The 22,595-nt window shown below is 71.2% G+C and carries 25 protein-coding genes; 9 read left to right on the plus strand and 16 right to left on the minus strand.

The window, feature by feature from the left end:
* Positions 1-48 precede the first annotated feature (48 nt).
* Genes mqnP through OG299_RS17660 form a run of 3 tightly spaced genes read right to left on the minus strand, consistent with a single transcriptional unit; the run spans position 49 to position 2,893 of the window.
* A complete protein-coding gene (gene mqnP, locus OG299_RS17650; protein ID WP_327361964.1) occupies positions 49-972 on the minus strand; it encodes a menaquinone biosynthesis prenyltransferase MqnP in 924 nt (307 codons plus the stop codon).
* The gene (locus OG299_RS17655; protein ID WP_327361965.1) at positions 969-1,439 is read right to left on the minus strand and encodes a hypothetical protein; all 471 of its coding nucleotides are present in this window, start codon (positions 1,437-1,439) and stop codon (positions 969-971) included. The genes mqnP and OG299_RS17655 overlap by 4 nt, the downstream gene beginning before the upstream one ends.
* On the minus strand, positions 1,436-2,893 hold the full coding sequence (locus tag OG299_RS17660; protein ID WP_327361966.1) for a menaquinone biosynthesis decarboxylase: 1,458 nt from the start codon (positions 2,891-2,893) through the stop codon (positions 1,436-1,438). The genes OG299_RS17655 and OG299_RS17660 overlap by 4 nt, the downstream gene beginning before the upstream one ends.
* A 90-nt stretch (positions 2,894-2,983) precedes the next feature.
* Between OG299_RS17660 and OG299_RS17665 the strand changes: the two genes are divergently transcribed.
* Both OG299_RS17665 and OG299_RS17670 read left to right on the plus strand, forming a co-directional pair.
* On the plus strand, positions 2,984-3,298 hold the full coding sequence (locus OG299_RS17665) for a PLD nuclease N-terminal domain-containing protein (protein WP_266626690.1): 315 nt from the start codon (positions 2,984-2,986) through the stop codon (positions 3,296-3,298).
* 70 nt (positions 3,299-3,368) lie between these two features.
* Entirely contained in the window at positions 3,369-3,893 is a 525-nt protein-coding gene (locus OG299_RS17670; protein ID WP_327361967.1) for a hypothetical protein, read from the plus strand.
* Here the strand turns inward: OG299_RS17670 and OG299_RS17675 are convergent.
* From OG299_RS17675 to hemL, 8 genes are all read right to left on the minus strand, one after another.
* Positions 3,869-4,372 (minus strand): SRPBCC domain-containing protein, encoded by a 504-nt coding sequence (locus OG299_RS17675; protein WP_266626694.1) that lies wholly within the window; start codon positions 4,370-4,372, stop codon positions 3,869-3,871. The genes OG299_RS17670 and OG299_RS17675 overlap by 25 nt on opposite strands.
* Positions 4,373-4,397: 25 nt before the next feature.
* The gene (gene ccsB / locus OG299_RS17680) at positions 4,398-5,492 is read right to left on the minus strand and encodes a c-type cytochrome biogenesis protein CcsB (protein WP_266626696.1); all 1,095 of its coding nucleotides are present in this window, start codon (positions 5,490-5,492) and stop codon (positions 4,398-4,400) included.
* The gene (gene resB / locus OG299_RS17685; RefSeq protein ID WP_327361968.1) at positions 5,489-7,216 is read right to left on the minus strand and encodes a cytochrome c biogenesis protein ResB; all 1,728 of its coding nucleotides are present in this window, start codon (positions 7,214-7,216) and stop codon (positions 5,489-5,491) included. The genes ccsB and resB overlap by 4 nt, the downstream gene beginning before the upstream one ends.
* 13 nt (positions 7,217-7,229) lie before the next feature.
* Positions 7,230-7,937, minus strand: coding sequence for a cytochrome c biogenesis CcdA family protein (locus OG299_RS17690; RefSeq protein ID WP_389871114.1), 708 nt, complete (start codon positions 7,935-7,937; stop codon positions 7,230-7,232).
* 76 nt (positions 7,938-8,013) lie between these two features.
* Positions 8,014-8,607 carry a TlpA family protein disulfide reductase gene (locus OG299_RS17695; RefSeq protein WP_266626700.1) on the minus strand — a complete coding sequence of 198 codons (594 nt, stop codon included), beginning with the start codon at positions 8,605-8,607 and terminating at the stop codon, positions 8,014-8,016.
* Positions 8,608-8,697: 90 nt separating this feature from the next.
* Positions 8,698-9,933 (minus strand): polysaccharide deacetylase family protein, encoded by a 1,236-nt coding sequence (locus OG299_RS17700; protein WP_327361970.1) that lies wholly within the window; start codon positions 9,931-9,933, stop codon positions 8,698-8,700.
* 74 nt (positions 9,934-10,007) lie between these two features.
* Positions 10,008-10,688 carry a histidine phosphatase family protein gene (locus tag OG299_RS17705; RefSeq protein ID WP_266626703.1) on the minus strand — a complete coding sequence of 227 codons (681 nt, stop codon included), beginning with the start codon at positions 10,686-10,688 and terminating at the stop codon, positions 10,008-10,010.
* Complete coding sequence (gene hemL, locus OG299_RS17710; RefSeq protein WP_266626704.1) at positions 10,685-12,019, minus strand: glutamate-1-semialdehyde 2,1-aminomutase; 1,335 nt, start codon at positions 12,017-12,019, stop codon at positions 10,685-10,687. Before hemL ends, OG299_RS17705 begins: the two co-directional genes overlap by 4 nt.
* Positions 12,020-12,324: 305 nt before the next feature.
* Here hemL and OG299_RS17715 point away from each other — a divergent pair, with 305 nt between their 5' ends.
* Positions 12,325-12,762, plus strand: a complete 438-nt coding sequence (locus OG299_RS17715; protein WP_266633330.1) for a hypothetical protein — start codon at positions 12,325-12,327, stop codon at positions 12,760-12,762.
* An 18-nt stretch (positions 12,763-12,780) separates the two neighbouring features.
* Here the strand turns inward: OG299_RS17715 and OG299_RS17720 are convergent, their stop codons facing one another.
* Together OG299_RS17720 and OG299_RS17725 are read right to left on the minus strand one after the other, a co-directional pair.
* Positions 12,781-13,812 (minus strand): serine hydrolase domain-containing protein, encoded by a 1,032-nt coding sequence (locus OG299_RS17720; RefSeq protein ID WP_327361971.1) that lies wholly within the window; start codon positions 13,810-13,812, stop codon positions 12,781-12,783.
* 146 nt (positions 13,813-13,958) lie between these two features.
* Complete coding sequence (locus tag OG299_RS17725) at positions 13,959-15,401, minus strand: FAD-binding oxidoreductase (protein ID WP_266626707.1); 1,443 nt, start codon at positions 15,399-15,401, stop codon at positions 13,959-13,961.
* A gap of 187 nt (positions 15,402-15,588) precedes the next feature.
* Between OG299_RS17725 and OG299_RS17730 the strand changes: the two genes are divergently transcribed.
* Positions 15,589-16,329 (plus strand): Mut7-C RNAse domain-containing protein, encoded by a 741-nt coding sequence (locus tag OG299_RS17730; protein ID WP_266626709.1) that lies wholly within the window; start codon positions 15,589-15,591, stop codon positions 16,327-16,329.
* Between the two features lie 23 nt (positions 16,330-16,352).
* Here the strand turns inward: OG299_RS17730 and OG299_RS17735 are convergent, their stop codons facing one another.
* Positions 16,353-16,871 carry a hypothetical protein gene (locus OG299_RS17735; protein WP_327361972.1) on the minus strand — a complete coding sequence of 173 codons (519 nt, stop codon included), beginning with the start codon at positions 16,869-16,871 and terminating at the stop codon, positions 16,353-16,355.
* A gap of 114 nt (positions 16,872-16,985) precedes the next feature.
* Here OG299_RS17735 and OG299_RS17740 point away from each other — a divergent pair, with 114 nt between their 5' ends.
* Both OG299_RS17740 and OG299_RS17745 read left to right on the plus strand, forming a co-directional pair.
* Complete coding sequence (locus OG299_RS17740) at positions 16,986-17,321, plus strand: YnfA family protein (RefSeq protein ID WP_266626713.1); 336 nt, start codon at positions 16,986-16,988, stop codon at positions 17,319-17,321.
* A gap of 64 nt (positions 17,322-17,385) precedes the next feature.
* Positions 17,386-18,147 (plus strand): SDR family NAD(P)-dependent oxidoreductase, encoded by a 762-nt coding sequence (locus tag OG299_RS17745; protein ID WP_266626715.1) that lies wholly within the window; start codon positions 17,386-17,388, stop codon positions 18,145-18,147.
* Here the strand turns inward: OG299_RS17745 and OG299_RS17750 are convergent.
* Complete coding sequence (locus OG299_RS17750; protein WP_327361973.1) at positions 18,144-18,815, minus strand: polysaccharide deacetylase family protein; 672 nt, start codon at positions 18,813-18,815, stop codon at positions 18,144-18,146. The genes OG299_RS17745 and OG299_RS17750 overlap by 4 nt on opposite strands.
* Positions 18,816-18,950: 135 nt before the next feature.
* Here OG299_RS17750 and OG299_RS17755 point away from each other — a divergent pair, with 135 nt between their 5' ends.
* Positions 18,951-19,316, plus strand: coding sequence for a PDDEXK family nuclease (locus OG299_RS17755; RefSeq protein WP_327361974.1), 366 nt, complete (start codon positions 18,951-18,953; stop codon positions 19,314-19,316).
* A 42-nt stretch (positions 19,317-19,358) separates the two neighbouring features.
* On the opposite strand, the gene OG299_RS17760 is transcribed toward OG299_RS17755, so the two are convergent.
* The gene (locus OG299_RS17760; RefSeq protein WP_266626720.1) at positions 19,359-20,552 is read right to left on the minus strand and encodes an RtcB family protein; all 1,194 of its coding nucleotides are present in this window, start codon (positions 20,550-20,552) and stop codon (positions 19,359-19,361) included.
* Positions 20,553-20,744: 192 nt separating this feature from the next.
* On the opposite strand from OG299_RS17760, the gene OG299_RS17765 reads away from it, so the two are divergent.
* Both OG299_RS17765 and OG299_RS17770 read left to right on the plus strand, forming a co-directional pair.
* Positions 20,745-21,641, plus strand: a complete 897-nt coding sequence (locus OG299_RS17765; RefSeq protein ID WP_327361976.1) for a DUF3558 domain-containing protein — start codon at positions 20,745-20,747, stop codon at positions 21,639-21,641.
* Positions 21,642-21,802: 161 nt separating this feature from the next.
* Positions 21,803-22,570, plus strand: a complete 768-nt coding sequence (locus OG299_RS17770) for a DUF3558 family protein (RefSeq protein ID WP_327361977.1) — start codon at positions 21,803-21,805, stop codon at positions 22,568-22,570.
* Positions 22,571-22,595 lie beyond the last annotated feature (25 nt).

The following is a 22,595-nucleotide window of genomic DNA, read 5'->3' on the forward strand; positions in this document are numbered from 1 at the left end:
CGGGTCGGACTGCGAACCACGGGTTTCGGCGGCGGCCACACCACCGGGTTACAGCGTCAGGCCGCGGGCCACCAGGTCCGCCAGGGCACAGACGAAGAGCGCCATCCCGATGAAGCCGTTCACCGTGAAGAAGGCGCGGTTGAGGCGGGACAGGTCGTGCGGCTTCACGATCGTGTGCTCGTAGAGGAAGGCCGCGACCACGATCAGCAGGCCGAACCAGAACAGCGGGCCGGCGTCCGTCGCCACGGCGTACCACGCCAGCAGGGCCGTCGTCACCGCGTGCGCGCCTCGCGCGCCCCACAGGGCCGCCGGGACACCGAACCGCGCCGGGACGGACTTGACGCCGTCCGCGCGGTCCGCGGCCACGTCCTGGCAGGCGAAGATCAGGTCGAAGCCGCCGATCCAGACGCCCACGGCCAGGCCCAGGATCACCGCGTCCCAGGACCACTCGCCGGTGATCGCCAGCCACGCCCCGACGGGCCCCATCGCCTGGGCCAGGCCCAGGATGGCGTGCGGGAAGTTCGTGAACCGCTTGCCGTACGGGTACACCACCATCGGGATCACCGCGACCGGCGCCAGCGCCAGGCACAGCGGGTTCAGCAGCGCCGCCGACCCGAGGAACACGGCCAGGGCGATCCCGGCCCCGGTCCAGGCCGACCGTACGGACACGGCGCCCGTGACGAGCTCGCGCCCGGCGGTCCGCGGGTTCCGGGCGTCGATCTCCCGGTCGATGATCCGGTTCGCGGCCATCGCGAAGGTCCGCAGCCCCACCATGCAGACGGTGACGAGCAGCAGCTCGGCCCAGTGCATGGTCCGGTCGAGCCGGAACATGGCCGTCAGCGCCGCGATGTAGGCGAAGGGCAGCGCGAAGACCGAGTGCTCGATCATCACGAGCCGGAGGAACGCCTTCACCTTGCCGGTCGGCTGCGGCGCCGGGCCCGGCCCGATCACCCCGTCGGCGGTCGTCATCATGCGAGGGCTCTCCGGAACTCTTCGAGGTCGGTCAGCAGTTCCGCCGCCGGGAGCACGCCGAGCTCCAGGGTGTGGGGGGCGCCGTCGTGGCCCTCCGGCGGGGTGACGTACGCCGTGACCTGCCAGGTGTCGGCAGCCGGCCGCGCCTCCAGGCGCAGGAAGTTGCCGGCCTCGGCCGTGAACTCCTCGCCGGCCGCCAGGGCCCGCTGGAGCTGCTCCGCGAAGTCGTCCGCCTCGATGTCCCGCGCGCCGGGCAACTCGAAGCCGTCCCCCTCGCCGTCCGCCTCGTCGAGCATCAGCGCCCAGATGTTGCCGGGCCCGGCGAACTCCTCCGGCGTCACTCCCGCCTCGGCCGCCGACCGGCGGACGTCCGGGTCCGCCGGGTCGAGCTGCGGGCGCAGCAGGGCGACGTAGGTCTCCTCGCCGCCGAGGAACAGGGCGGGGCCGCCCATGCCGGTGGGGCTCACAGGCCGTACTCCTTCCAGCGGCGGTCCACCAGGGCCGCCGTCGCCGGGTCGGACTCCACCATGTCGGGCCAGCCGCCGTCGCGGGTGTAGCCCTCCTCGGGGAGCTTCTTCGTCGCGTCGATGCCCGCCTTGCCGCCCCAGAACTGCTGGTACGAGGCGTGGTCGAGGTGGTCGACCGGGCCCTCCACCACCGTGAGGTCGCGGGAGTAGTCCGTGTTGCCGAGCGCCCGCCAGGACACCTCGTGCAGGTCGTGGACGTCGCAGTCGGCGTCCACCACGATGATCAGCTTGGTCAGCGACATCATGTGCGCGCCCCAGATGGCGTGCATGACCTTCTGGGCGTGCTTCGGGTACTTCTTGTCGATCGAGACGATCGCGCAGTTGTGGAAGCCGCCCGACTCGGGCAGGTGGTAGTCCACGATGTCCGGCACGATGATCTTCAGGAGCGGGAGGAAGAAGCGCTCCGTGGCGCGGCCCAGCGGGCCGTCCTCCGTCGGCGGGCGGCCGACGACGATCGACTGGAGCAGCGGGCGCTTGCGCATCGTCACGCAGTCGATCTTCAGCGCCGGGAACGGCTCCTGCGGGGTGTAGAAGCCGGTGTGGTCGCCGAAGGGGCCCTCCGGCAGCATCTCGCCCGGCTCCAGCCAGCCTTCGATGACGACCTCGGCGTTGGCCGGGACCTGGAGCGGGACGGTCTTGCAGTCGACCATCTCGATGCGCTTGCCCGCGACGAAGCCGGCGAAGAGGTACTCGTCGATGTCGCCGGGCAGCGGCGCGGTCGACGCGTACGTCACGGCCGGCGGGCAGCCGAAGGCGATCGCGACCGGGAGGCGCTCGCCGCGCTTGGCGGCGACCGCGTAGTGGTTGCGGCTGTCCTTGTGGATCTGCCAGTGCATGCCGATGGTGCGCTTGTCGTGGCGCTGGAGGCGGTAGAGGCCGAGGTTGCGCACGCCCGTCTCGGGGTGCTTGGTGTGGGTGAGGCCGAGGTTGAAGAAGGACCCGCCGTCCTTGGGCCAGGTGAAGAGCGCGGGGAGCTGGTCCAGGTCGACGTCGTCGCCGGTGAGGACGACCTCCTGGACGGGGGCGGACTCGCCCTTCACCTTCTTCGGCGGCACGTGCACCACCGAGCCGAGCTTGCCGAACGCCTCGCGGACCCCGATGAAGCCCTGCGGGAGCTCCGGCTTGAGCAGGCCGCCGATCTTCTCGCTGATCTCGCCGTACGACTTGAGGCCGAGGGCCTTCAGGAGGCGCCGGTCGGTACCGAAGACGTTCATGGCCAGCGGCATCGCCGAGCCCTTGACGTTCTCGAAGAGGAGGGCGGGACCCCCCGCTTTGTTCACTCTGTCGACGATCTCCCCGACCTCGAGGTAGGGGTCGACTTCGGCCTTGATGCGCTTGAGGTCGCCCTCCCGCTCCAGAGCCCGGAGCAGCGAGCGGAGATCGTCGTAAGCCATAGGGGCCAGTATCCGTCACCGACTAACCTGGGAGCGTCACCGGGGCCCGAGGCGGGTCCCCCGTCACTGCTGGGGAGTCGGTCCCACACCGTGCTGCGCTATCTGCCGTTCCTGCTGATCATCGCGCTGACCATCTACGCCTTCATCGACTGCCTGAACACGCCGGAGGAGGAGGTCAAGCACCTCCCCAAGGTGGTCTGGGTGATCATCATCCTGCTCTTCTCGATCGTCGGCCCGGTGGTGTGGCTGTTCGCCGGCAGGCAGCGCTCCGCGGTCGGCGGCGGCCGGGCGCGCCGGACGCAGTGGATCGCGCCCGACGACAACCCGGAGTTCCTGAGGTCGCTCGGCGAGGAGCGCGAGAAGAACAAGGACCGGGACAAGGACCGGGATTCGGACAAGGACTGAGCGCCGCGGCGCCCTGCGTGTGGCGCAGCACACAATTGAACACGTTCAAGGCGACTGCAACAATGGGCGGATGCCGGAGAACTGCGGAGGGCCGCGGGTCGTCGACACGATCCTGCGCAATCTGCTCGCGTACGGGGTCGCCGTCGCCGCCCTGCTCGCCATGGCCGGCGGCAATCCGCACACCCACCACGCCGCCCCGGCCGTCTACGACGCGCGCACCGACGAGATCGTCGGCACCTGGCGCTGCGTCGGGGGCACCGAGGTCGTCTTCCGGGCCGACGGGAGCGCCACCGTCACCCTCCTCGACGGGCAGGAGCGGGACTACGACCACGGCTGGCGACTCTCCGGCTCCGGCAGCTGGAAGCTGATCAGCCGGGAGCCCACCGGCTGGAACTACGGCCAGCACGTCCGCCTCCACCTGCCCGCCCCGGCCTCCGCCGGGGCCAGGGGCGGCGCACCGGACCGGCAGGCCGCGCCCGCACGGTACAAGTGGACCTTCGAGCTGCGCCGCGATCACCGGCAGACCCTCGAGCTGTACTTCTTCCTCGGCGAACCGGGCGGGCGCAGCGCCTACGTCCTGGAGAAGGACGCGTAGGACGCGCGCAGCTCCGCCCAGCGGGCGTCGGTCCACCGGGACCAGTCCGCCGGATGGCCTTGCAGCGCGGATTCCAGCAGCTCGAAGTGGTGGTGCCAGCCGGCCAGGCAGTCGAGGCGGTCCTCGTCCGAGCCGGCCCGCTCGTTCAGGAAGCGGATCACCGTCGAGTCCGTCCCCACCGCCTCCAGGTGGAAGCGGATCCGGCCGTGCTCGCTCACCGTGTACTCCACGACCCGCTCGACGTCCCAGGCCGTGACGTGGCCGGAGACCGTCGTCCCGCCGTTCAGCCAGTGCAGCGTGACGACCCCGCCGAGCCTGCGCTCCAGGACGTCCGCCGCGGCCAGCCAGCCGCGCAGCCCGTCCGGCGTGGTCAGGGCGGGCCACACGGTCTCGTACGCGCTCGGCACGTGGGCCTCGAAGCGCAGCAGCCAGCGGTTCCCGCCGCGGCTCTCACTGGTGGCATGACTTACAGGTGCCATGCCACCAGCGTCCCACTCCCGCGGGTCAGACGCCTGCGTACGAGTGCTTGCCGCTGAGCAGGATGTTCACGCCGTAGTAGTTCCAGATCCAGCAGGCGAAGGCGAAGAGCGCGAGGTACGCGGCCTTGCGGCCCTTCCAGCCGGCGGTGGCGCGGGCGTGCAGGTAGCAGGCGTACGCCACCCAGGTCACGAAGGACCAGACCTCCTTGGGGTCCCAGCCCCAGTAGCGGCCCCAGGCGTCGCCCGCCCAGATCGCGCCCGCGACGATGGTGAAGGTCCACAGCGGGAACACGGCCGCGTTGATCCGGTACGAGAACTTGTCGAGCGAGGCGGCCGAGGGCAGCCGCTCCAGCACCGAGGAGCGGAAGCGGCCCGGCGTGCGGCCCTGCTCAAGGTGGCTCTCGTAGGAGTCGCGGAAGAGGTAGAGCACCGCGCCGGCCGCGCCGATGTAGAAGACGGCGCCGCAGAAGATCGCGGTGGAGACGTGGATCCACAGCCAGTACGAGTGCAGGGCCGGGACCAGCTGGTCGCTGGCGGTGTAGAGCCAGGTGGTGGCGATGCCGAGGTCCAGCAGGACGGTGGTGACCAGGATCAGGCCGAGCCAGCGGACGTTCTTCTTCAGCGCCAGGAGCAGCAGGTAGGCGCCGACGGCGACGGCGGAGAACGTCACCGAGAACTCGTACATGTTGCCCCAGGGGGCCCGCTGTACGGACATCGCGCGGGTGACCACGCCGGCCGCCTCGATGAGGAAGCCGAGCGCCGTCAGCGAGACGGCGATCCGGCCGTACAGGTCGCCGTTCTCGGTGCCGCCGGCCGCGCCGGGGCCGTCCGGGACGTCGCGGGTGCCGGCGGCGGAGCGCGTGACGACCTTCGGCTTGTCGAGGACGGCCGTGCCCCCCTTGCCCCGCACCTGGACGCCGGGAGCGTCGGCGGCCCCGGCCTCGGCGGCCTTGGCGGCGGTCAGCGCCGCGGCCGTACGGCCCACCTTGCTGCGGCTGCCGAAAGTCCACTCGGCGATGTGGGCGAAGAAGGCGAGCATGTAGACCGCCATCGACGAATAGATCAGGTAGTTACTGATCTGAGCCAAATTCTCGTTGACTTCGGCTGCGAGCGGCGTCATCCGCGCTCCCCTTCAACAGTTTCCTTGACAGGTTGGTCGGGCGCCGTGGGCGCCTGCTGGTGGAGGGCGGCGGCGAGCTGCCCCAGCTCCTCCGGGAGCTTGGCCGACTCGCTGCGGCCGAGGCCGGCCATCTCGACGACGGTCACGCCGTCCTCGCCGGCCACCGCGCGCACCCAGACCCGGCGGCGCTGGATGAACAGCGACGCGGCCAGGCCGCCGATCGCGGCGATCGCGCCCGAGAGGGCGAGGCCGCTGCCGGGCTGGCGGGTGATCGAGAAGGTGGCCCAGCGCTCGACGCCCTCGAACTTCACGGTGCCCGCGCCGTTCGGGAGCTCCATGGCCTCACCGGGCAGCAGCCGCTTCTTGAACAGCTGCCCGTCGGGGTCCTTGAACTCCTGCATCTTGGAGGTGTTCAGCTGGTACACGTTCTGCGGCAGGCCCGCGTCCACGCCCAGGCTGCCGTGGTAGGCGCTGAGCGCGAGGACGGGGAACTTCAGGTCCGGGAACTGGGAGAGCATCGTGCCCTTGCCCTCACCGGCGAAGGTGGGCACGAACATGGCGTTGAAGCCGAGCTGCTCCTTCTTGCCGTCCTTGTCGCTGTATCCGTCCGGGACCTTCACCGCGCCGGAGGAGCTGAGGTTCGCGTCGAAGGGCAGCATCGGCACGGCGTCCTTGAAGACCACCTTGCCGGTCGGGTCGGTCACCGAGACGATCGGCGCGTAGCCGTGGCCGAGCAGGTAGACCTTGGACCCGTCGACCTCCATGGGCTTGTTGACCTGGATCTCGCGCTTCTGCGGTGCGCCGTCCGCGCCGTCGCTGAAGGTGACGTACGCCTTGAAGTCGCGCGCGGTGCCCTTCTGCGGGCCGCTCTCCTCGTACGTGGCGTCGAACTTGTCGAGCGTGAAGGAGAAGGGTGCCAGGTCGTCGGAGCTGAAGAAGCTGCCGTACTTGAAGTCGTCGTACTGGGTCAGCGTGTTCGCGAAGCCCTTGCCGCGCAGCACGAGCTTGCCGCCCTCGGACTTGAACAGCTGGCCCCAGGCGAACGCGACCAGCATCACGATCAGGGCGATGTGGAAGACCAGGTTCCCGGCCTCGCGGAGGTAGCCCTTCTCGGCGGCGACGGAGGCCGCTGCGGCCTCGGTGCGAAAACGCCGGCCGCCGAGGACCGACTTCGCGTGTGCGAGCACCTCGTCGGGGGCCTTCTCCGTACGCCACGTCGCGTACGCGGGCAGCCGGTCCAGCCGCTTGGGGGCGCCGGGCGGGCGGCCGGTGAGCTGGCCGACGAACTGCCAGCTGCGCGGGATGATGCAGCCGATCAGCGAGATGAACAGCAGCAGGTAGATCGCGGAGAACCACACCGAGCTGTAGACGTCGAAGAGCTGGAGCTTCTCGGCGAGCGGGACCCAGAAGGAGTGGTCCTTCTTCCACTGGGCCACCTTCATCGCGTCGACCTGGTTCTGCGGGACGAGCGAGCCCGGGATGGAGCCCAGGGAGAGCAGGAAGAGGAGGATCAGTGCCACCCGCATGGAGGTGAGCTGCCGCCAGAACCAGCGGATCCAGCCGGTCACGCCGATGCCGACGGGGCCGCCGGTGTCCTCCGCGGGGGCGGTGGACAGCTGCGCGCCTGCGGCTTCCTGGGCTGCGTTCTCGCGGGCCTCGGCGGAATCCGCGGTTTCCTCGGACGGGTTCGGCGCCTCGGTGGACGCCTTGTCTGTCGTACTCATGTGTGTGTAGTCCTCAGATCCCCACCGTGAAGCCTTGGGTCCAAATCCGCATGTCGTCGACGATGCTGGCCCACAAACCTGTGACGAGCAGCAGACCGGTCAGAACCAGCATGCCGCCGCCGATCCGCATCACCCATGCATAGTGCTGCTTCACCCAGCCGAAAGCACCGAGCGCCTTGCGGAAGGCGATCGCGGCGAGGACGAAGGGCAGGCCCAGCCCCAGACAGTAGGCGACGGTCAGCAGCGCGCCCCGGCCGGCGCTCGCCTGGTCGAGGGAGAGCGTGCTGACCGCGGCGAGGGTCGGGCCCATGCAGGGGGTCCAGCCGACGCCGAACAGCACGCCGAGCAGCGGCGCGCCGATCAGGCCTGCGGTCGGCTTCTTGTGGAAGCGGAACTCCCGCATCGTCAGGCCCGGGATCAGGCCCATGAAGAAGAGGCCGAGGACGATCACCAGGCCGCCGAGGACCCGGGAGATGATCTCCCGGTTCTCCTGGAGCGTGCCGCCGAAGTACCCGAAGAGCGCGCCGGTGGAGACGAACACGGCCGTGAAGCCGACGATGAACAGGCCCGCGCCGGCCAGCATCCGGCCGCGCCGGGCCTCGGCGAGGTCGGCCCCGCTGATGCCGGTGACGTACGAGAGGTAGCCGGGGACCAGCGGCAGCACACAGGGCGAGAAGAACGAGACGAGTCCGGCGAGGACCGAGATGGGCAGCGCCAGCATCAGGGCCCCGTCGAGGACCGTCGTGTTCACGCCGGTCGGCTCGGCGGCCAGGGTGAGGAGCTCGGAGACCACGAGGTCACTGCTCCGCGAGAACGGGGTCGATCATGGAGCGCAGCTGCTCGTCGTTGATCGCGACGAGGGTGCGGGCGGCGATCCGGCCCTGCTTGTCGAGGACGATCGTGGAGGGGATGGCCTGCGGGTTCAGGGTGCCCGCGGGGAAGCGGAGCATCAGCTTCCCGTCCGGGTCGTAGAGGCTCGGGTAGGTGATCCCGAAGTTCTCCTCGAACGCGGTGGCGTTCTGCTTGCTGTTGTCGCGGGTGTTGATGCCGACGAAGGCGACGTCCTTGCCGGCGTCGGCGAGCTCCTTGGACACCTTCGCGAAGTACTTGGCCTCGTTGCGGCACGGCGGGCACCAGGAGCCCCACACGTTGAGGACGACGACCTTGCCCTTGAGGCTGGTGACGTCGAGGGTCTTGCCGTCGACGGTCTCGCCGTCGAGCTTGGGCGCCTCGGCGCGCGAGCCCTGGGCGACGGTGGAGATGCCGGCGGCGCCGGTCACGTAGTTGCCGCCGGCGGAGCCGTTCGGCTTGCCGCCGTCGTCGCACGCCGACAGGGTCACGGCGCTCGCGAGGGTCACCGCGGTGAGCAGGAGAGCACGGCCAATTCTCATGTGAAAAGTTTCGCATGAGCGATTTGCGGATCTTTCCCGCCCCCCGGAGGTGTGCCGAGCCGCTGGTCAGCCGGTCGGCCGGCCCGCTGATCAGGCAGCCGAAAGGTACGCGCCCCAGCCGCCGGCCGGCGGCTGGCCCGGGGCCAGCTCCTGGAGCCGGGCGAGCAGTTTGGGGTCCTGGACGTCGAGCCAGTCGGTGAACTGCCGGAAGGAGAGTAGCCGTACGTCCTTTTTGTCCGACATGCCCTTGAGGGCCTCCTCGACGGCGTCCATGTAGATGCCGCCGTTCCATTCCTCGAAGTGGTTGCCGATGAAGAGCGGTGCGCGGTTCGTCTCGTACGCGCGCCGGAAGCCGCCAAGGTAGGTGCTGGTGGCCTGGGTGCGCCAGGCCGGGTAGTTGGAGGGCATGCCCCGGGTGGTGTTCTTCGACTGGTTGGCGAGGATGTTGTAGTCCATCGACAGCACCTCGAAGGAGTGCCCGGGGAACGGCAGGGACTGCAGCGGAAGGTCCCAGATGCCCGACTTCTTCCCCGGCCACACCTGGAGGCCGCCGGGCGAGGAGGCGTCGTAGCGCCAGCCGAGCTTCTGCGCGACCGGCAGCAGGCCTTCCCGGCCCAGCAGGCAGGGGGTGCGGCCGCCGACCAGTTCCTTGCGGTAGTCGAAGGGCAGGGGCTCGAGGTCGGTGAAGCCGGTGTTGGTGCGCCAGTTGGTGACGAAGGACACGGCCTGGTCGATCTCGCTCTGCCAGTCGTCCGGGCCCCAGTGGTCCACGGAGCCGGAGCCGGCGCAGAAGTGACCGTTGAAATGGGTCCCGACCTCGTGGCCGTCGAGCCACGCCTCGCGGACGCACTTCAGGGTGTTGCGGACGTTCTCGTCCTTGAGGTAGCCGATGTCCGAGGCCCCGGCCGGGTTGTTCGGCGGCTTGTAGAGGTCCTTCTTCGACTCGGGCAGCAGGTAGATGCCGGAGAGGAAGAACGTCATGGCCGCGCCGTGGTCCTTGGCGAGCTTGAGGAAGCGCGGGAAGAGGCCGTTGCCGATCTCCCCCGCGCCGTCCCAGCTGAACACGACGAACTGCGGCGGGGTCTCGCCCGGCTGGAGCGGCACGGGCTTGTCCGGCTGCCGGGGCTGCGGCCCGGAGTCGGCGGTGGAGCCGTCACCGATCGGCCGGACCGCGACCGCGGACCCGGACGGGCCGGAGCCGCCGGGACCGGGGCCGGGACGGGCCGGGCGGCCGTCGGCTCCGCAGCCGACGACCCCGGCCGCCACCGCGGCTGCGCCGAGCCCGAGCAGTCCCCTTCGGGTGAGGTCGCGCTTCGCTTCGCTCATGAATAGTCACATAAACGGACTTTTCAGTGAAGTCGAGACTCCGCGCCGCGATTCGAGAGGACTTGTATGAATTTTTAGGCGCCGAAGGCCTTCGACTTGCCCTTCACCGGCTTCGCCCCCGCAAGGAGGTGCGCCGGGACCAGGTCCCGGGCCGGCTCGCTGTAGCCCACCGAGACCAGCCGGTCGCCCTGGTACGTGAACGACGTGAGCGAGGCCAGCGTGCACTGCCGGCGCCGCGGGTCGTGCCACAGCCGGCGCTTCTCCGCGAAGCTGCGCACGATCCAGATCGGCAGCTGGTGGCTGACCGCCACCGCCTCGTGGCCGCGGGCCGCATCGCGCGCCGCCTCGATGGCGCTCGTCATCCGGACGACCTGCTCCACGTACGGCTCGCCCCAGGACGGCTTGAACGGGTTCGTCAGGTGCTTCCAGTTCGCGGGCTTGCGCAGCGCGCCGTCCCCGACACCGAAGGTCTTGCCCTCGAAGACGTTCTCCGCCTCCAGCAGCCGCGCGTCCGTCGCCAAGTCCAGGCCGTGGCTCTTGGCGACCGGCGCCGCCGTCTCCTGCGCCCGCTCCAGCGGGGAGGAGACCACGTACGTGATGTCACGGTTCTGCAGGTGCTCGGCGACCCGCTCGGCCATCTCCCGGCCCAGCTCGGAGAGGTGGTAGCCGGAACGGCGCCCGTAGAGCACCCCGTCCGGGTTGTGCACCTCGCCGTGCCGCATCAGGTGGACGACGGTGATCTCGCTGCTGCTCATGCGGTCCCCTCCGGGGTGGCCTGCGCGGCGGCGCGGGCGGCGGCGGGCAGCGCAGCCGCGATGCGCTCGACCGCCCGCTCGTCGTGGGCGGTGGAGACGAACCACGACTCGAAGGCCGAAGGCGGCAGGTAGACGCCCTGCGACAGCATCGAGTGGAAGAAGCCGTTGAAGCGGAAGGACTCCTGCTTCTTGGCGTCGTCGTAGTTCCTGACCTCGTCCTCGGTGAAGAAGACGGAGAACATGTTGGACGCGGTCTGCAGCCGGTGCGCCACGCCCTCCTTGGCGAGCGCGTCCGTGACCAGGCCCTGGATCTGCGCGGAGACCGCGTCGACCTTCTCGTACGCGGCCCCGTCGAGCAGCCGCAGCTGCGCGAGGCCGGCGGCGGTGGCGATCGGGTTCCCGGAGAGCGTGCCCGCCTGGTAGACCGGGCCGACCGGGGCCAGGTGGCCCATCACGTCGGCGCGGCCGCCGAACGCCGCGGCCGGGAAGCCGCCACCCATGACCTTGCCGAAGGTCATCAGGTCGGGCTTGACCCCGTCGACTCCGTACCAGCCGGCGCGGGAGGTACGGAAACCGGTCATCACCTCGTCGGAGATGTACAGCGCGCCGTTCTCCCGGCACAGGTCGGCGAGCCCCTGGTTGAACCCGTCGGCCGGGGTCACGACGCCCATGTTGCCGGGCGCGGCCTCGGTGATCACGCAGGCGATCTCGCCGGGGTGCGCGGCGAACGCCGCCCGTACCGATTCCAGGTCGTTGTACGGCAGCACGATCGTGTCGCCGGCCTGCGCGCCCGTCACCCCGGGGGTGTCCGGAAGCGCGAAGGTTGCCAAACCGGAACCGGCGGCGGCGAGCAGCGCGTCCACGTGACCGTGGTAGCAGCCGGCGAACTTCACGACCTTGGCCCGGCCCGTGAAGCCGCGCGCCAGGCGGATCGCCGACATGGTCGCCTCGGTGCCCGAGGACACCAGGCGGACCTGCTCGACGGGCTCGATGCGCGCGACGATCTCCTCGGCGAGCGCGACCTCGCCCTCACCGGGCGTGCCGAAGGAGGTGCCGCGGACGACGGCGGCCTGGATGGCCTCCACCACGGCCGGGTGGGCGTGGCCGAGAATCATCGGCCCCCACGAGCAGACCAGGTCGACGTACTCGCGGCCGTCGGCATCGGTCAGGTACGGACCGGTACCGGACACCATGAACCTGGGCGTTCCACCCACGGCGCGGAAGGCGCGCACGGGAGAGTTCACGCCGCCAGGCGTCACGAGGGACGCGCGGTCAAAGAGAGTCTGCGAGACTTTGGCTTCATACGGGTACGGGTAGCTCACACCAGCCATGGTCTCATCAGGCCGCGACTGACTTGCGGACGGGCGTTTCACCGCGCCGCCCCTGGGGAGGTCACTGCCATGATGATCAGGCTGCGTGGCGGGGGCCGCGGGGCCGGGGCAGGCAAGACCAGTCGGGTGGAGATATGCAACGCGGTGGTGGACCGGGCGAGGGTACGGACGGCCTCGACCCGCAGCGCGCCCGCGAGGCGCGCGAAGCCCGCCGCCGAGGCAAGCACCGGCGCCGGGCAGCGGACGCGGCGGATCCGGTACCCGGGCCCCTCGAGGAGACCGACGGCCTGCCCAAGGGCCGCGGCATGGGCGTGACGTACAAGTACTTCGGCGCGCCCGACGGCGCGACGGCGGCCCGGGTCCCGGTCACGATGCGGCCGGAGGAGCTCGGCGGCGACGAGCTCGGCATGGGCGGCCTGTTCAGCAAGATCAAGCCGGAGACGGTGGCCGCGATGGTCCTGACCGGCATCGAGGGCATACCCCTGAACAAGGTGCCCCCGCTGGAGCTGGTCGTCCTCCACCCGGACTACGCGGTGGTCAAGCTCCCGATGACGGTGGTCGACCCGCTGCGCGGCATCGGCGAGGAGTCGGTCGGCGCCGCGGCGTTCATCTGGTCCACGGTCCCGGACCGCGGCGGCCCGCGCGACGCCTTCAACGTCTACCAGCTGCTCCACGAGTGGCAGGACTTCAGCCACCGCCTGCACGAGGCGGGCCACCAGCCGTACTGCCTGGTCTGGCCCTGACGGCTGCCCCTCGCCCGGTCAGCCGGCCGCGAGGGTCTTGAGGGCCCGCTCGCGCAGCGGGGTGATCCGGATGCGCGAGGCGGCGCCGTTGTGGACGGCATTGGTGGTGATCACCACGTACCGGCCGGTGGCGGGAGCGAGGTGGAGACTCGTACCGGTGAATCCGTGGTGGTAGGCCACCGTGCCTCCGGCGGCGAGGATCCAGCCCAGGCCGCGCTGCAGACCGGGCTCGATCTCGGCCTGCGGGACGAGGCCGGCCCGCAGCCACCCGCCCAGCGGGCTCCCGTCCCCGGCGAGCAGGTGCTCGGCGTACGTGGCGAGGTCGGCGGCCGGAGCGAAGACCCCGGCGTGGCCGGCGACGCCGCCCATGACGGCCGCGTTCTCGTCGTGGACCGCACCCCAGAGCCGGTCGTGGCCGTCGTGCCGCTCGGTCGGCGCGACCCGGGGCGACTGCTCGACGGGCCCGTACGCGGTGTCCTCCATGCCCAGCTCCGCCCACAGGACGGCGGCGAGCTCGTCCAGCGGCTGCCGGTGGACGTGGGCGAGCGCGAGGCCGAGGAGGATGTAGCCGCGGTTGATGTAGCGGTGGGTGCCCGGCAGGTTCTCCATGAGCTCGCGGCAGATCAGCTCGTGCAGGGGCCTCGCGGTCAGGTCGTAGAGGTCGAGCCGGGTGGCGGCCCGCAGGCCGGAGGTGTGCGAGAGCAGCTGCCGCACGGTGGCCTCCGCGCTCGGCATCGCCCCGTCCATGGCCGGCAGGAACTCCCGTACGGGGGTGTCGAGCTCGAGCAGGCCCGCGTCGACGGCACGGCCCACGAGCGGCCAGGTCGCGGTGACCTTCGTCAGGGACGCGATGTCGTAGACGGTGCTCGCGTCGGGAGTGCCGGGGCCCGTGAACGGGGAGACGACGCCGGCCGAGCGGACGGTGCGGTCCCCGGCCGCCGTACCGCAGACGACGACCCCGCCCGGGGTGGCGCCGTCGGCGACGATCTCGCGCAGCGCGTCGTGCAGTCCGCTGGTCTCGGCGGTCGTGAACGGTACGGCCTGGTTCATCTGTGCCTCCGGCTCGGTGCTGGCCCTCTGGTCTCCCCGCCCAGCCTGGCCATGCCGCCGCGCGAGTGCCCGTAGCCGCGCCGGAGGCGGCCCGGGCAGGGCCTGGCAGGCGGCGGGCAGGGGGCCTGGCAGGCGGCGGGCTCCGGCTAGGCGGCGGTCCGGGCCGCCGGCGGGATGTTCTGGTTGAGGCGGAACACGTTCCCCGGGTCCCACTGCGCCTTCAGCGCCCGCAGCCGGTCCAGCTTCCGCTCCCGCGCACCGTAGGCCTGGCGTATCCGCTGCTCGCCCTCGTCCATCAGGAAGTTCACGTACACACCCGCGTGGTACGGCTCCAGCGCGGACCAGAACTCCCGGACCCACCGGCACTCATCGGCGAAACCCTCCGCCGTCTCCCGGATCCCGTTGATGTTGAGCATGTGGCCCAGACCCCGCCCGCCGACCGCCGTGTCGTCCTCGCCGACCCGGGCCACCGCGCCGCCCAGCTGGAACAGCGGGAACCCGCTCTGCGGCGAGGCGATCCGCGCCGCGTACTCGGCCATCGTCTCCACCACCCCGTCGGCGAGCCGGTCGAGGCCGCAGCCCCGGAAGTAGTACCACCAGCCGTGCGGGAACGACGGGTCGAACATCGCCTGGTGCGCCAGGTACGGCTTGGGCCGGCACAGATCCAGCAGCGGCCGCCCGAACTCCCGCATCGGCCGCATCACGTCCTCACCGGCCCCCACCTCCCCCACCCAGCAGCCGATCACCATCACCACCCGCCGGCCGTACAGCTCCGGCGGGATCGCCGGCAGCGGCGGGACCTTGCGGTGGACCACGATCGTCGTCAGCTCGTCGGGCACCCCCGCGATCCACTCCCGGTAGAAGCCGAGCACCTGCGCCGCATCCTCCACCGGCCACATCACCGGCCCGGCGAGCACGGTCGGGCCGACCGGGTTCAGCCGGAACGTGAACTCCGTGACGATCCCGAAATTGCCGCCCGCCCCGCGCATCCCCCAGAACAGCTCCGGCTCGTGCGAGGCGCTCGCCGTGACCCGGTCCCCGCCCGCGGTGACCAGGTCCACCGACAGCAGCTGGTCCACGCTCAGCCCGTACTTGCGGCTCAGCCAGCCGATCCCGCCGCCCAGGGTGAGCCCCGCGACCCCCGTGTGCGTCACGATCCCCGACGGCACCGCCAGCCCGAACGGCTGCGTCGCCGCGTCCAGCTCTCCGAGCAGCACCCCCGCCTGGACCCGGACCGTACGGGCCTCGGGGTCCACCCGGACCTCCTTCATCCCCGACAGGTCGATCACCACGCCGCCGTCGCAGACCGAATGCCCGGGGAAGCTGTGCCCGCCGCTGCGCACCGCGACCGGCGCACCCGTCTCCACCGCCCACTTCAGCGCCGCCACCACATCGGCCGAACCGGTGCAGGGGGCGATCAGGGCGGGATGCCGGTCGATCGCGCCGTTCCAGATCCGCCGGCGCTCCTCGTACGGGGCGTCCCCGGCCCGCACCAGGCTCCCCCGGAAGGAACGCGCCAGCTCGTGGTACGCGGAGTCGTCCAGCCGGACCGGATCGGGCAGCGGTACCGGCGCAGTCGAGGCACCCATGGAACGAGTGTTCCACCGCGCGGATACGCGGGCCAGCCGGCGTCGTCCGCGCTGGTCAGCACCGATCCGGCGCGCCCTGCCGCCCGGCTGCCGCCCCTGTTCGCCCGTCGCCGCCCCCGGGCGGCCCGCCTGCGGCGACACCGTAAATTCAGCCGCGCCGCCGCGGCCCCGATGGCATGCTGACAGCGTGAACGGACCCGGCATTCAGCTCACCCTCGCCCCCGAACTACGCCTGTTCGCCCCGCCCAGCCGGCGGGCCGAACGCGTACCGACGGCCACCGACGGCGCCTCCAGCCTCGGCCACGTCGTCGAATCGGCCGGCGTCCCGCTCACCGAGGTCGGCCGGCTCCTCGTCGACGGCCGCGAGGTCCCCGTCTCGTACGTGCCCAGCGCCGGGCAGTCCGTCGAGGTCTTCGGCGTCGAACGGCCCCAGCACGTCCCCGGCGCCCCGCCGCTGCGCTTCCTCCTCGACGTCCACCTCGGCACCCTCGCCCGCCGCCTGCGCCTGCTCGGCGTGGACGCCGCGTACGAGAACGAGGACATCGGCGACCCCGCCCTCGCCACCCGCTCCGCCGCCGAGCAGCGCGTCCTGCTCTCCCGCGACCGCGGACTGCTGCGCCGCCGCGAGCTCTTCGCCGGCGCGTACGTCTACAGCGACAACCCCGACGAGCAACTGCGCGACGTCCTCGGCCGGTTCGCCCCCGCCCTCACCCCGTGGACCCGCTGCACCGCGTGCAACGGGCCCCTGCGCAGCGCGGACAAGGACAGCGTCGGCGACCGTCTCGAGAGCGGCACGCACCGCTCGTACGACGTCTTCGCCCAGTGCACGGCGTGCGAGCGCGTCTACTGGCGCGGCGCCCACCACGCCCGCCTGGAGCGGATCGTCAGCGAGGCCGTGGAGGAGTTCGGCGGCGTGGCCACCCCGTAGCCGGGGTCGGCCCGGCCCCCGGCTCAGAAGGCGTAGGCGTCGCCCGTGTCCAGCGCCAGCACCGCGTGCTGGTTGTTGGACAGGTCCCGGTCGGACGCCCCGCCGTTCCACCACGTGTCGATCCGGACCACCACCTCCGGCACCCGCTCCTTCAGCTCCAGCAGCAGCCCGATGTGCCGGCCCCGCCCGTGCAGCGGCAGCGCGCCCGTCTCGCACACCACCTCGCGCAGCCCGGCCCGCGCGCAGCCCTCCGCCAGCTCCTGCCGGTCCGCGAGCTCCGCCGACAGCCGGACCCGCAGCGTCGCGTTCGCCAGCGCGGCCGGCCCCTCGTTCTGCGGCACCACCCACACCCTCAGCCGCCCCTGCGACAGGGACACCCGGCCGTGGTACGCCAGGTCCGCCTCGGGTCCGCTCCACGCCGCGGCCCTCCCGGACATCCCCGGCACCCCGGGTACCCCGGACGCCCCGGACATCCCGAGCACCAGCAAGCCCGCCACCACCACACTCCGTACGGCACCACGGCGCACCGCCACCACCTCCACGCGCGGAGGCTAGCCAGCACCGCCCCCGTCCGGTCGGACCATCACACGAACGAGGGCGAGCCCTCGCCCAACCGGCGGGCGGCGGCACGGGCCCGCCTGCGTACGCTTCGAGCCATGCCGATCGCCCGCTCCGCCGCCCTGTTCGCGCTCGCCGCCCTCCTCGAGATCGGCGGCGCGTGGCTCGTCTGGCAGGGCGTCCGCGAGCACAAGGGCTGGGCCTGGATCGGCGCCGGCGTCATCGCCCTCGGCCTCTACGGCTTCGTCGCCACCCTCCAGCCCCAGGGCGACTTCGCCCGCGTCCTCGCCGCGTACGGCGGGGTCTTCGTCGCCGGCTCCCTCGTATGGGGCATGGCCGCCGACGGCTACCGCCCCGACCGCTGGGACATCGCCGGCGCCCTCGTCTGCCTCGCCGGCATGGCGGTGATCATGTACGCCCCGCGCGGCCGCTGACCCCCCGCCTATGCTGGCGGGTATTCGCCCGTACGAACGACCGAACGCCCGAGGAGCCCCGCACATGAGCACGGCCACCCGAACCGCCGTAGTCACCGGCGCGAGCAGCGGCATCGGCGCGGCCACCGCCCGGCAGCTCGCCGACGCCGGCTACCACGTCGTCCTCACGGCCCGCCGCAAGGACCGCATCGAGGCCCTCGCCGCGGAGCTGACGGCAGCCGGCCACTCCGCCGCGGCCCACGCCCTCGACGTCACCGACCGCCCGGCCGTCGACGCCTTCGCGGCCTCCCTCGACCGCTGCGACGTGCTCGTCAACAACGCCGGCGGCGCCATCGGAGCCGAGCCCGTCGCCACCGGCGACCCCGCCGACTGGCGCACGATGTACGAGGTCAACGTCATCGGCACGCTCAACCTCACCCAGGCCCTCCTCCCCGCCCTCGTCGCCTCCGGCGACGGCACGGTCGTGGTCCTGTCCTCCACCGCCGGCCACTCCACGTACGAGGGCGGCGCCGGCTACGTCGCCGCCAAGAACGGCGCCCGCGTCCTCGCCGAGACGCTCCGCCTGGAGATCGTCGGCCAGCCCGTCCGCGTCATCGAGATCGCCCCGGGCATGGTGAAGACCGAGGAATTCGCCAAGACCCGCTTCCGCGGCGACGCGGACAAGGCCGAAAAGGTCTATGCGGGCGTCGCGGCCCCCCTCACGGCCGACGACGTGGCCGACACCATCACCTGGGCCGTGACCCGCCCCAGCCACGTCAACATCGACCTCCTGGTGGTCCGCCCCCGCGCCCAGGCCTCGAACACCAAGGTCCACCGCGACCTCTAGACGATTCCCGCCGCCTTCAGGTGCGGCATGAGGGCCGCCGGCTTCAACCCGGCGGCCTTCGCCGCGCCCAGGGCCCGCTCCAGATCCGCGGCCAGCGTCGGCGTGAAGTGCAGCAGCACGATGTCCCCGGCCTTGAGCTGCGGAGTCGGCGGCGTCTCGCCCCAGGTCGTGAAGTCGTACGTCCACGTGACCAGCGCCTTCACCCCGCACGCCTTGGCCGCGGCCCGCACCTCGTCGTTCACGGCCCCGTACGGCGGCCGCAGCAGCTTCGGCTCCCGCCCGAAAGCCGCCGCCAACCGCTCCCCGGCCCCGCACACCTCGGCGTCCTTCCCGGCGGCGTCGAGCGTGGTCAGGTCCGGATGGTTGACGGTGTGGTTCTCCACACTCGCCCGCCCGTCCTCCACGAGCCGGGTGAAGTACCCGGTGTCGTACGAGGCCGCCCCGGGCAGCAGGAACAACGACACCGGGATCCGCTTCTCCAGCAGGATCCGCGCAGCCTCGGGGTCGTGATTCCACCCGTCGTCGATGGTGATGAAGACGACCTTCTCCCCGGTCGGCACATGCGACACGACGGCCGGCAGCCCCACCCCGGCCTGAGCCGACCCGGCAGCCCCGAGGCCAAGCGACAACGCCGCGAGCGCGGCAACCATCACACGAGTTCTCCACATGCCGAACACCTTGGTCTAGACCAACTTGCCCGTCAACCCCCTCGCCGCAAGCGGACGTTGACACCCCGCAACCGCCCAGGCCCCTACGGGTGAATCCACGCGAATCGTCAGCGCACGCCACTACGCCCCGAAAGCGTGAGCCGCGAAGAGGAGGAAGCTACGGCCGTGATGCAGCACGAGACCACGATCGCGGAAGCCGCCGGTCGACTCTCCAAGGAGCTTCCCAGGCATCGAGTCGAGATCCTCCAGGGCGGGCTCACCGCGACACCACCCGCCGACGGGGCGCACGCGCTCACTCCGAGCCGGCTGATCGAGAGGTTCTACGAGGCCGGGGCCAAGAAGGCCGGCCTGCGCTACGTCCAGGGCACCGGCGTCCGGCTGCCCACCGGCCCCGAGGTCGACGCCTACGCCAAGGCCGACATCCCCTTCTACATCGTCGCCGACCGCCGTCACGACGAGGTCGTGGTCTGCCGCGACCCGCGCAGGGGCCCGGGCCGGTGAGGGCCCGGGCTCCTTCATTCCCCCGACAACTGCACCCAGGGCTCAGCCCTTGATGCAGATGACCTGCTTGAGCTTGGCCACGACCTGCACGAGGTCGGTCTGCTGGTCGATGACCTGCTCGATCGACTTATAGGCGCCCGGGATCTCGTCGACCACGCCCGAGTCCTTGCGGCACTCGACGCCCTTGGTCTGATCCGCCAGGTCGCGCGCCGAGAAGCGCTTCTTCGCGGCCGTCCGGCTCATCTTCCGGCCCGCGCCGTGCGAGGCCGAGTTGAAGGACTTCTCGTTGCCGAGGCCCTTCACGATGTAAGAGCCCGTCCCCATGGAACCCGGGATGATTCCGTAGTCGCCGCTGCCGGCGCGGATCGCGCCCTTGCGCGTGACCAGCAGGTCCATGCCGTCGTACCGCTCCTCCGCCACGTAGTTGTGGTGGCAGCTGATCTCCCGGTCGAAGGAGACCTTCGCCTTCCGGAACTCCCGGCGGATTACCTCCTTGAACAGGCTCATCATCACGGCCCGGTTGTACTTGGCGTACTCCTGTGCCCAGAAGAGGTCGTTGCGGTAGGCCTCCATCTCGGGCGTCGCCGCGAGGAAGACCGCGAGGTCACGGTCCACCAACCCCTGGTTGTGCGAGAGTCCACGGGCCACGTCGATGTGGAAGGCGGCCAGCTCGTTGCCGATGTTCCGCGAGCCCGAGTGCAGCATGAGCCACACCGAACCGGACGTATCGATACAAAGTTCGCAAAAGTGATTGCCTTGGCCAAGGCTTCCCATTTGCCTCAGCGCCCGGTCCCGCCGGAACTTCACCGCATCCGCGACGTAGTCGAACCGCTCCCACAGGTCCCCGAACCCCGCGTCCGGGAACCCGTACAGCCGGTCCGGGTCCACCGGGTCGCGGTGCATGCCCGCACCCACCGGGATCGCCTGCTCGATCTTCGAGCGGAGCTTGGACAGGTCCCCCGGGAGGTCGTTCGCCGTCAGGGACGTCTTCACCGCGGACATGCCGCAGCCGATGTCCACGCCCACCGCCGCCGGGCACACCGCGTCCTTCATCGCGATCACCGAGCCGACCGTGGCGCCCTTGCCGTAGTGGACGTCCGGCATGACCGCCAGGCCCTTGATCCACGGAAGGGTGGCGACGTTGTGCAGCTGCTGCATCGCGCCGGCCTCGACCGAGGCCGGGTCGGTCCACATCCGGATCGGGACCTTCGCCCCCGGTACCTCTACATACGACATACGGCTTCAATCCCCCGGGAAGCATAGAAAATTCGTTATACGCAAAAAGCCTCGCTCTTAGCCCCAAACCAGACAGGGGACCGGCGCCAGCACCAGCGTGTGCGATAGACATTGTGTTCATCCGCGTCCAAAGCGCGGCAACGCATTTTCCTGACCGCCGGGCCGCCGGCCGGTCGAAGGGAGCCAGTGGACGTGCAGCGCAAGGCGGTACGGCGACGAGTCCTGCCGGGCATCGCGATGCTGACCGCACTCATGGCCGGCCTGACCGGCCTGACCGGGTGCACCAGCGGAAACGGCGTCGGGGACGACACCGACTCCAAGGCGGGGGACAGCAGCCCCGCACCCGCACCGGCCGGCAAGTACCGCAGCCTGCCCGCGCCGTGCAGGGCCGCCGACGGCAAGCGCCTCAAGGCCATGCTCCCGGCCGCGGACAGCCTCACCGACGAGCAGCGCACGCAGCTGTACGCCGGCACCGCGGACACCTCGTACGACGGCGACCGGCACGTCGGCTGCCGCTGGACGGCGCAGACGCCCGAGGAGACGCGGCTGCTGTCGGTCGTCTTCGAGCGCGTCGTCTCGTACGACCGGACCACCATGAGCGACGACGACAAGGCGCGGCAGGTGTACGTGCGCCGGCTGACGGACGCGCACCTGCCCTTCCCCGGCCCCACGACAAGCCCGGCCACCAGCCCCGGCACGGCCCCCGGCACGGCTCCGGGTACGGCCCCCGGCGCGGCGGCGAGCCCTGGTACGAGCCCCGCGCCCACCGCCCCGCCCGCCGCGGGCGCGCCCTCGACCGGGCAGTCGCCGCAGCCGGCCGGCAGCCCCTCCGCGCCGCCGCCCGAGCTCGGTTCCCGCGTCATCGAAGGACTCGGGACCGAGGCGTTCCTCGAGGACAAGCTGAGCGCGGCCGGCGCCAGCGCGGCGCAGGCGCGGACCGTGCGGATTGTGTTCCGCACCTCGAATGTGATCGTCACCGTCGAGTACAACGTGCAGCCCGCGCTGCCCGGTACGGTTCCGGCGAGCCCCGAAACCCAGGACAAGGCACGGCAGTTGGCGCAGGCTCTGGTCGAGCGTTTCAACGACTGAGAGAGCGCCCGAGAGCGGGCGCGGGGGGCTCGGGGTGACGGCGCGCACAGCAGGCGCGCGCCGGGTCGGGCTACCGTTGCTCGGGTCCCGCGCCCGCACCACGCCTGCACCACGCCCGTACCGCGTCCACAGAACGCGCCCCACAACGTACTGAAGGAACCATGCACCGATCAGCCTCGCGCCTCACTCGCGTTCTCGCCTGCGCAGCCGTCCCGGTGATCCTCACCGTCGCCGGCTGTTCGTCCGACTCGAGCAAGGACTCCGGTTCGGGCGGCGACAAGAAGCCCGGCGCTTCCTCTTCCGCCAAGCCGAGCGGCAAGGCGTCGGCCGCGCTGGAGAAGGCGGCGTTCGCGACGCTGCCCGACCCGTGCAAGTCGGTCCAGACGAAGACGGTCGAGACCCTCGTCCCCGAGGCGAAGGACAAGAACGGCACCGCGACCAAGTCGAACGACCTGACCTCCCGTGCCAGCTGCTCCTGGAACGGCCTGGACGAGGACGGCCTGAAGGGCTCGCAGTACCGCTGGCTGTCGATCTCCCTGGTCCGCTACGAGTCGCACGCCTCGCTCGGCGGCGCGAACAAGCGCGCCGAGGACCAGTTCAACAAGCAGGTCGAGACCGCGAAGACGACCGAGGGCGCGCACGACGTGAAGGTCGAGCAGGCGACCGGCATCGGCGACCAGGCGTCGTCGGTCGTGTACGGCGTGAAGAAGGACGTCGACTTCTTCAACACGACGATCGTGGCGCGCACGCAGAACGTCGTGATCACGCTCGACTACAACGGTGCGGCGTACGAGGGTGCCGGCGCTCCGGATCAGGCCAAGCTCCTCGAGAACGCGATCGCGGCGGCGAAGGAGGCGGCGGCCTCGGTCGGCACCGCCAACGAGCAGCAGAAGCAGCCTGAGCAGCAGGCTTCTCCCTCCGCGCAGTAGGCGCCGGCGGATCCGGGCGGCTGGG

Source organism: Streptomyces sp. NBC_01296, assembly GCF_035984415.1.
GTDB lineage: Bacteria > Actinomycetota > Actinomycetes > Streptomycetales > Streptomycetaceae > Streptomyces.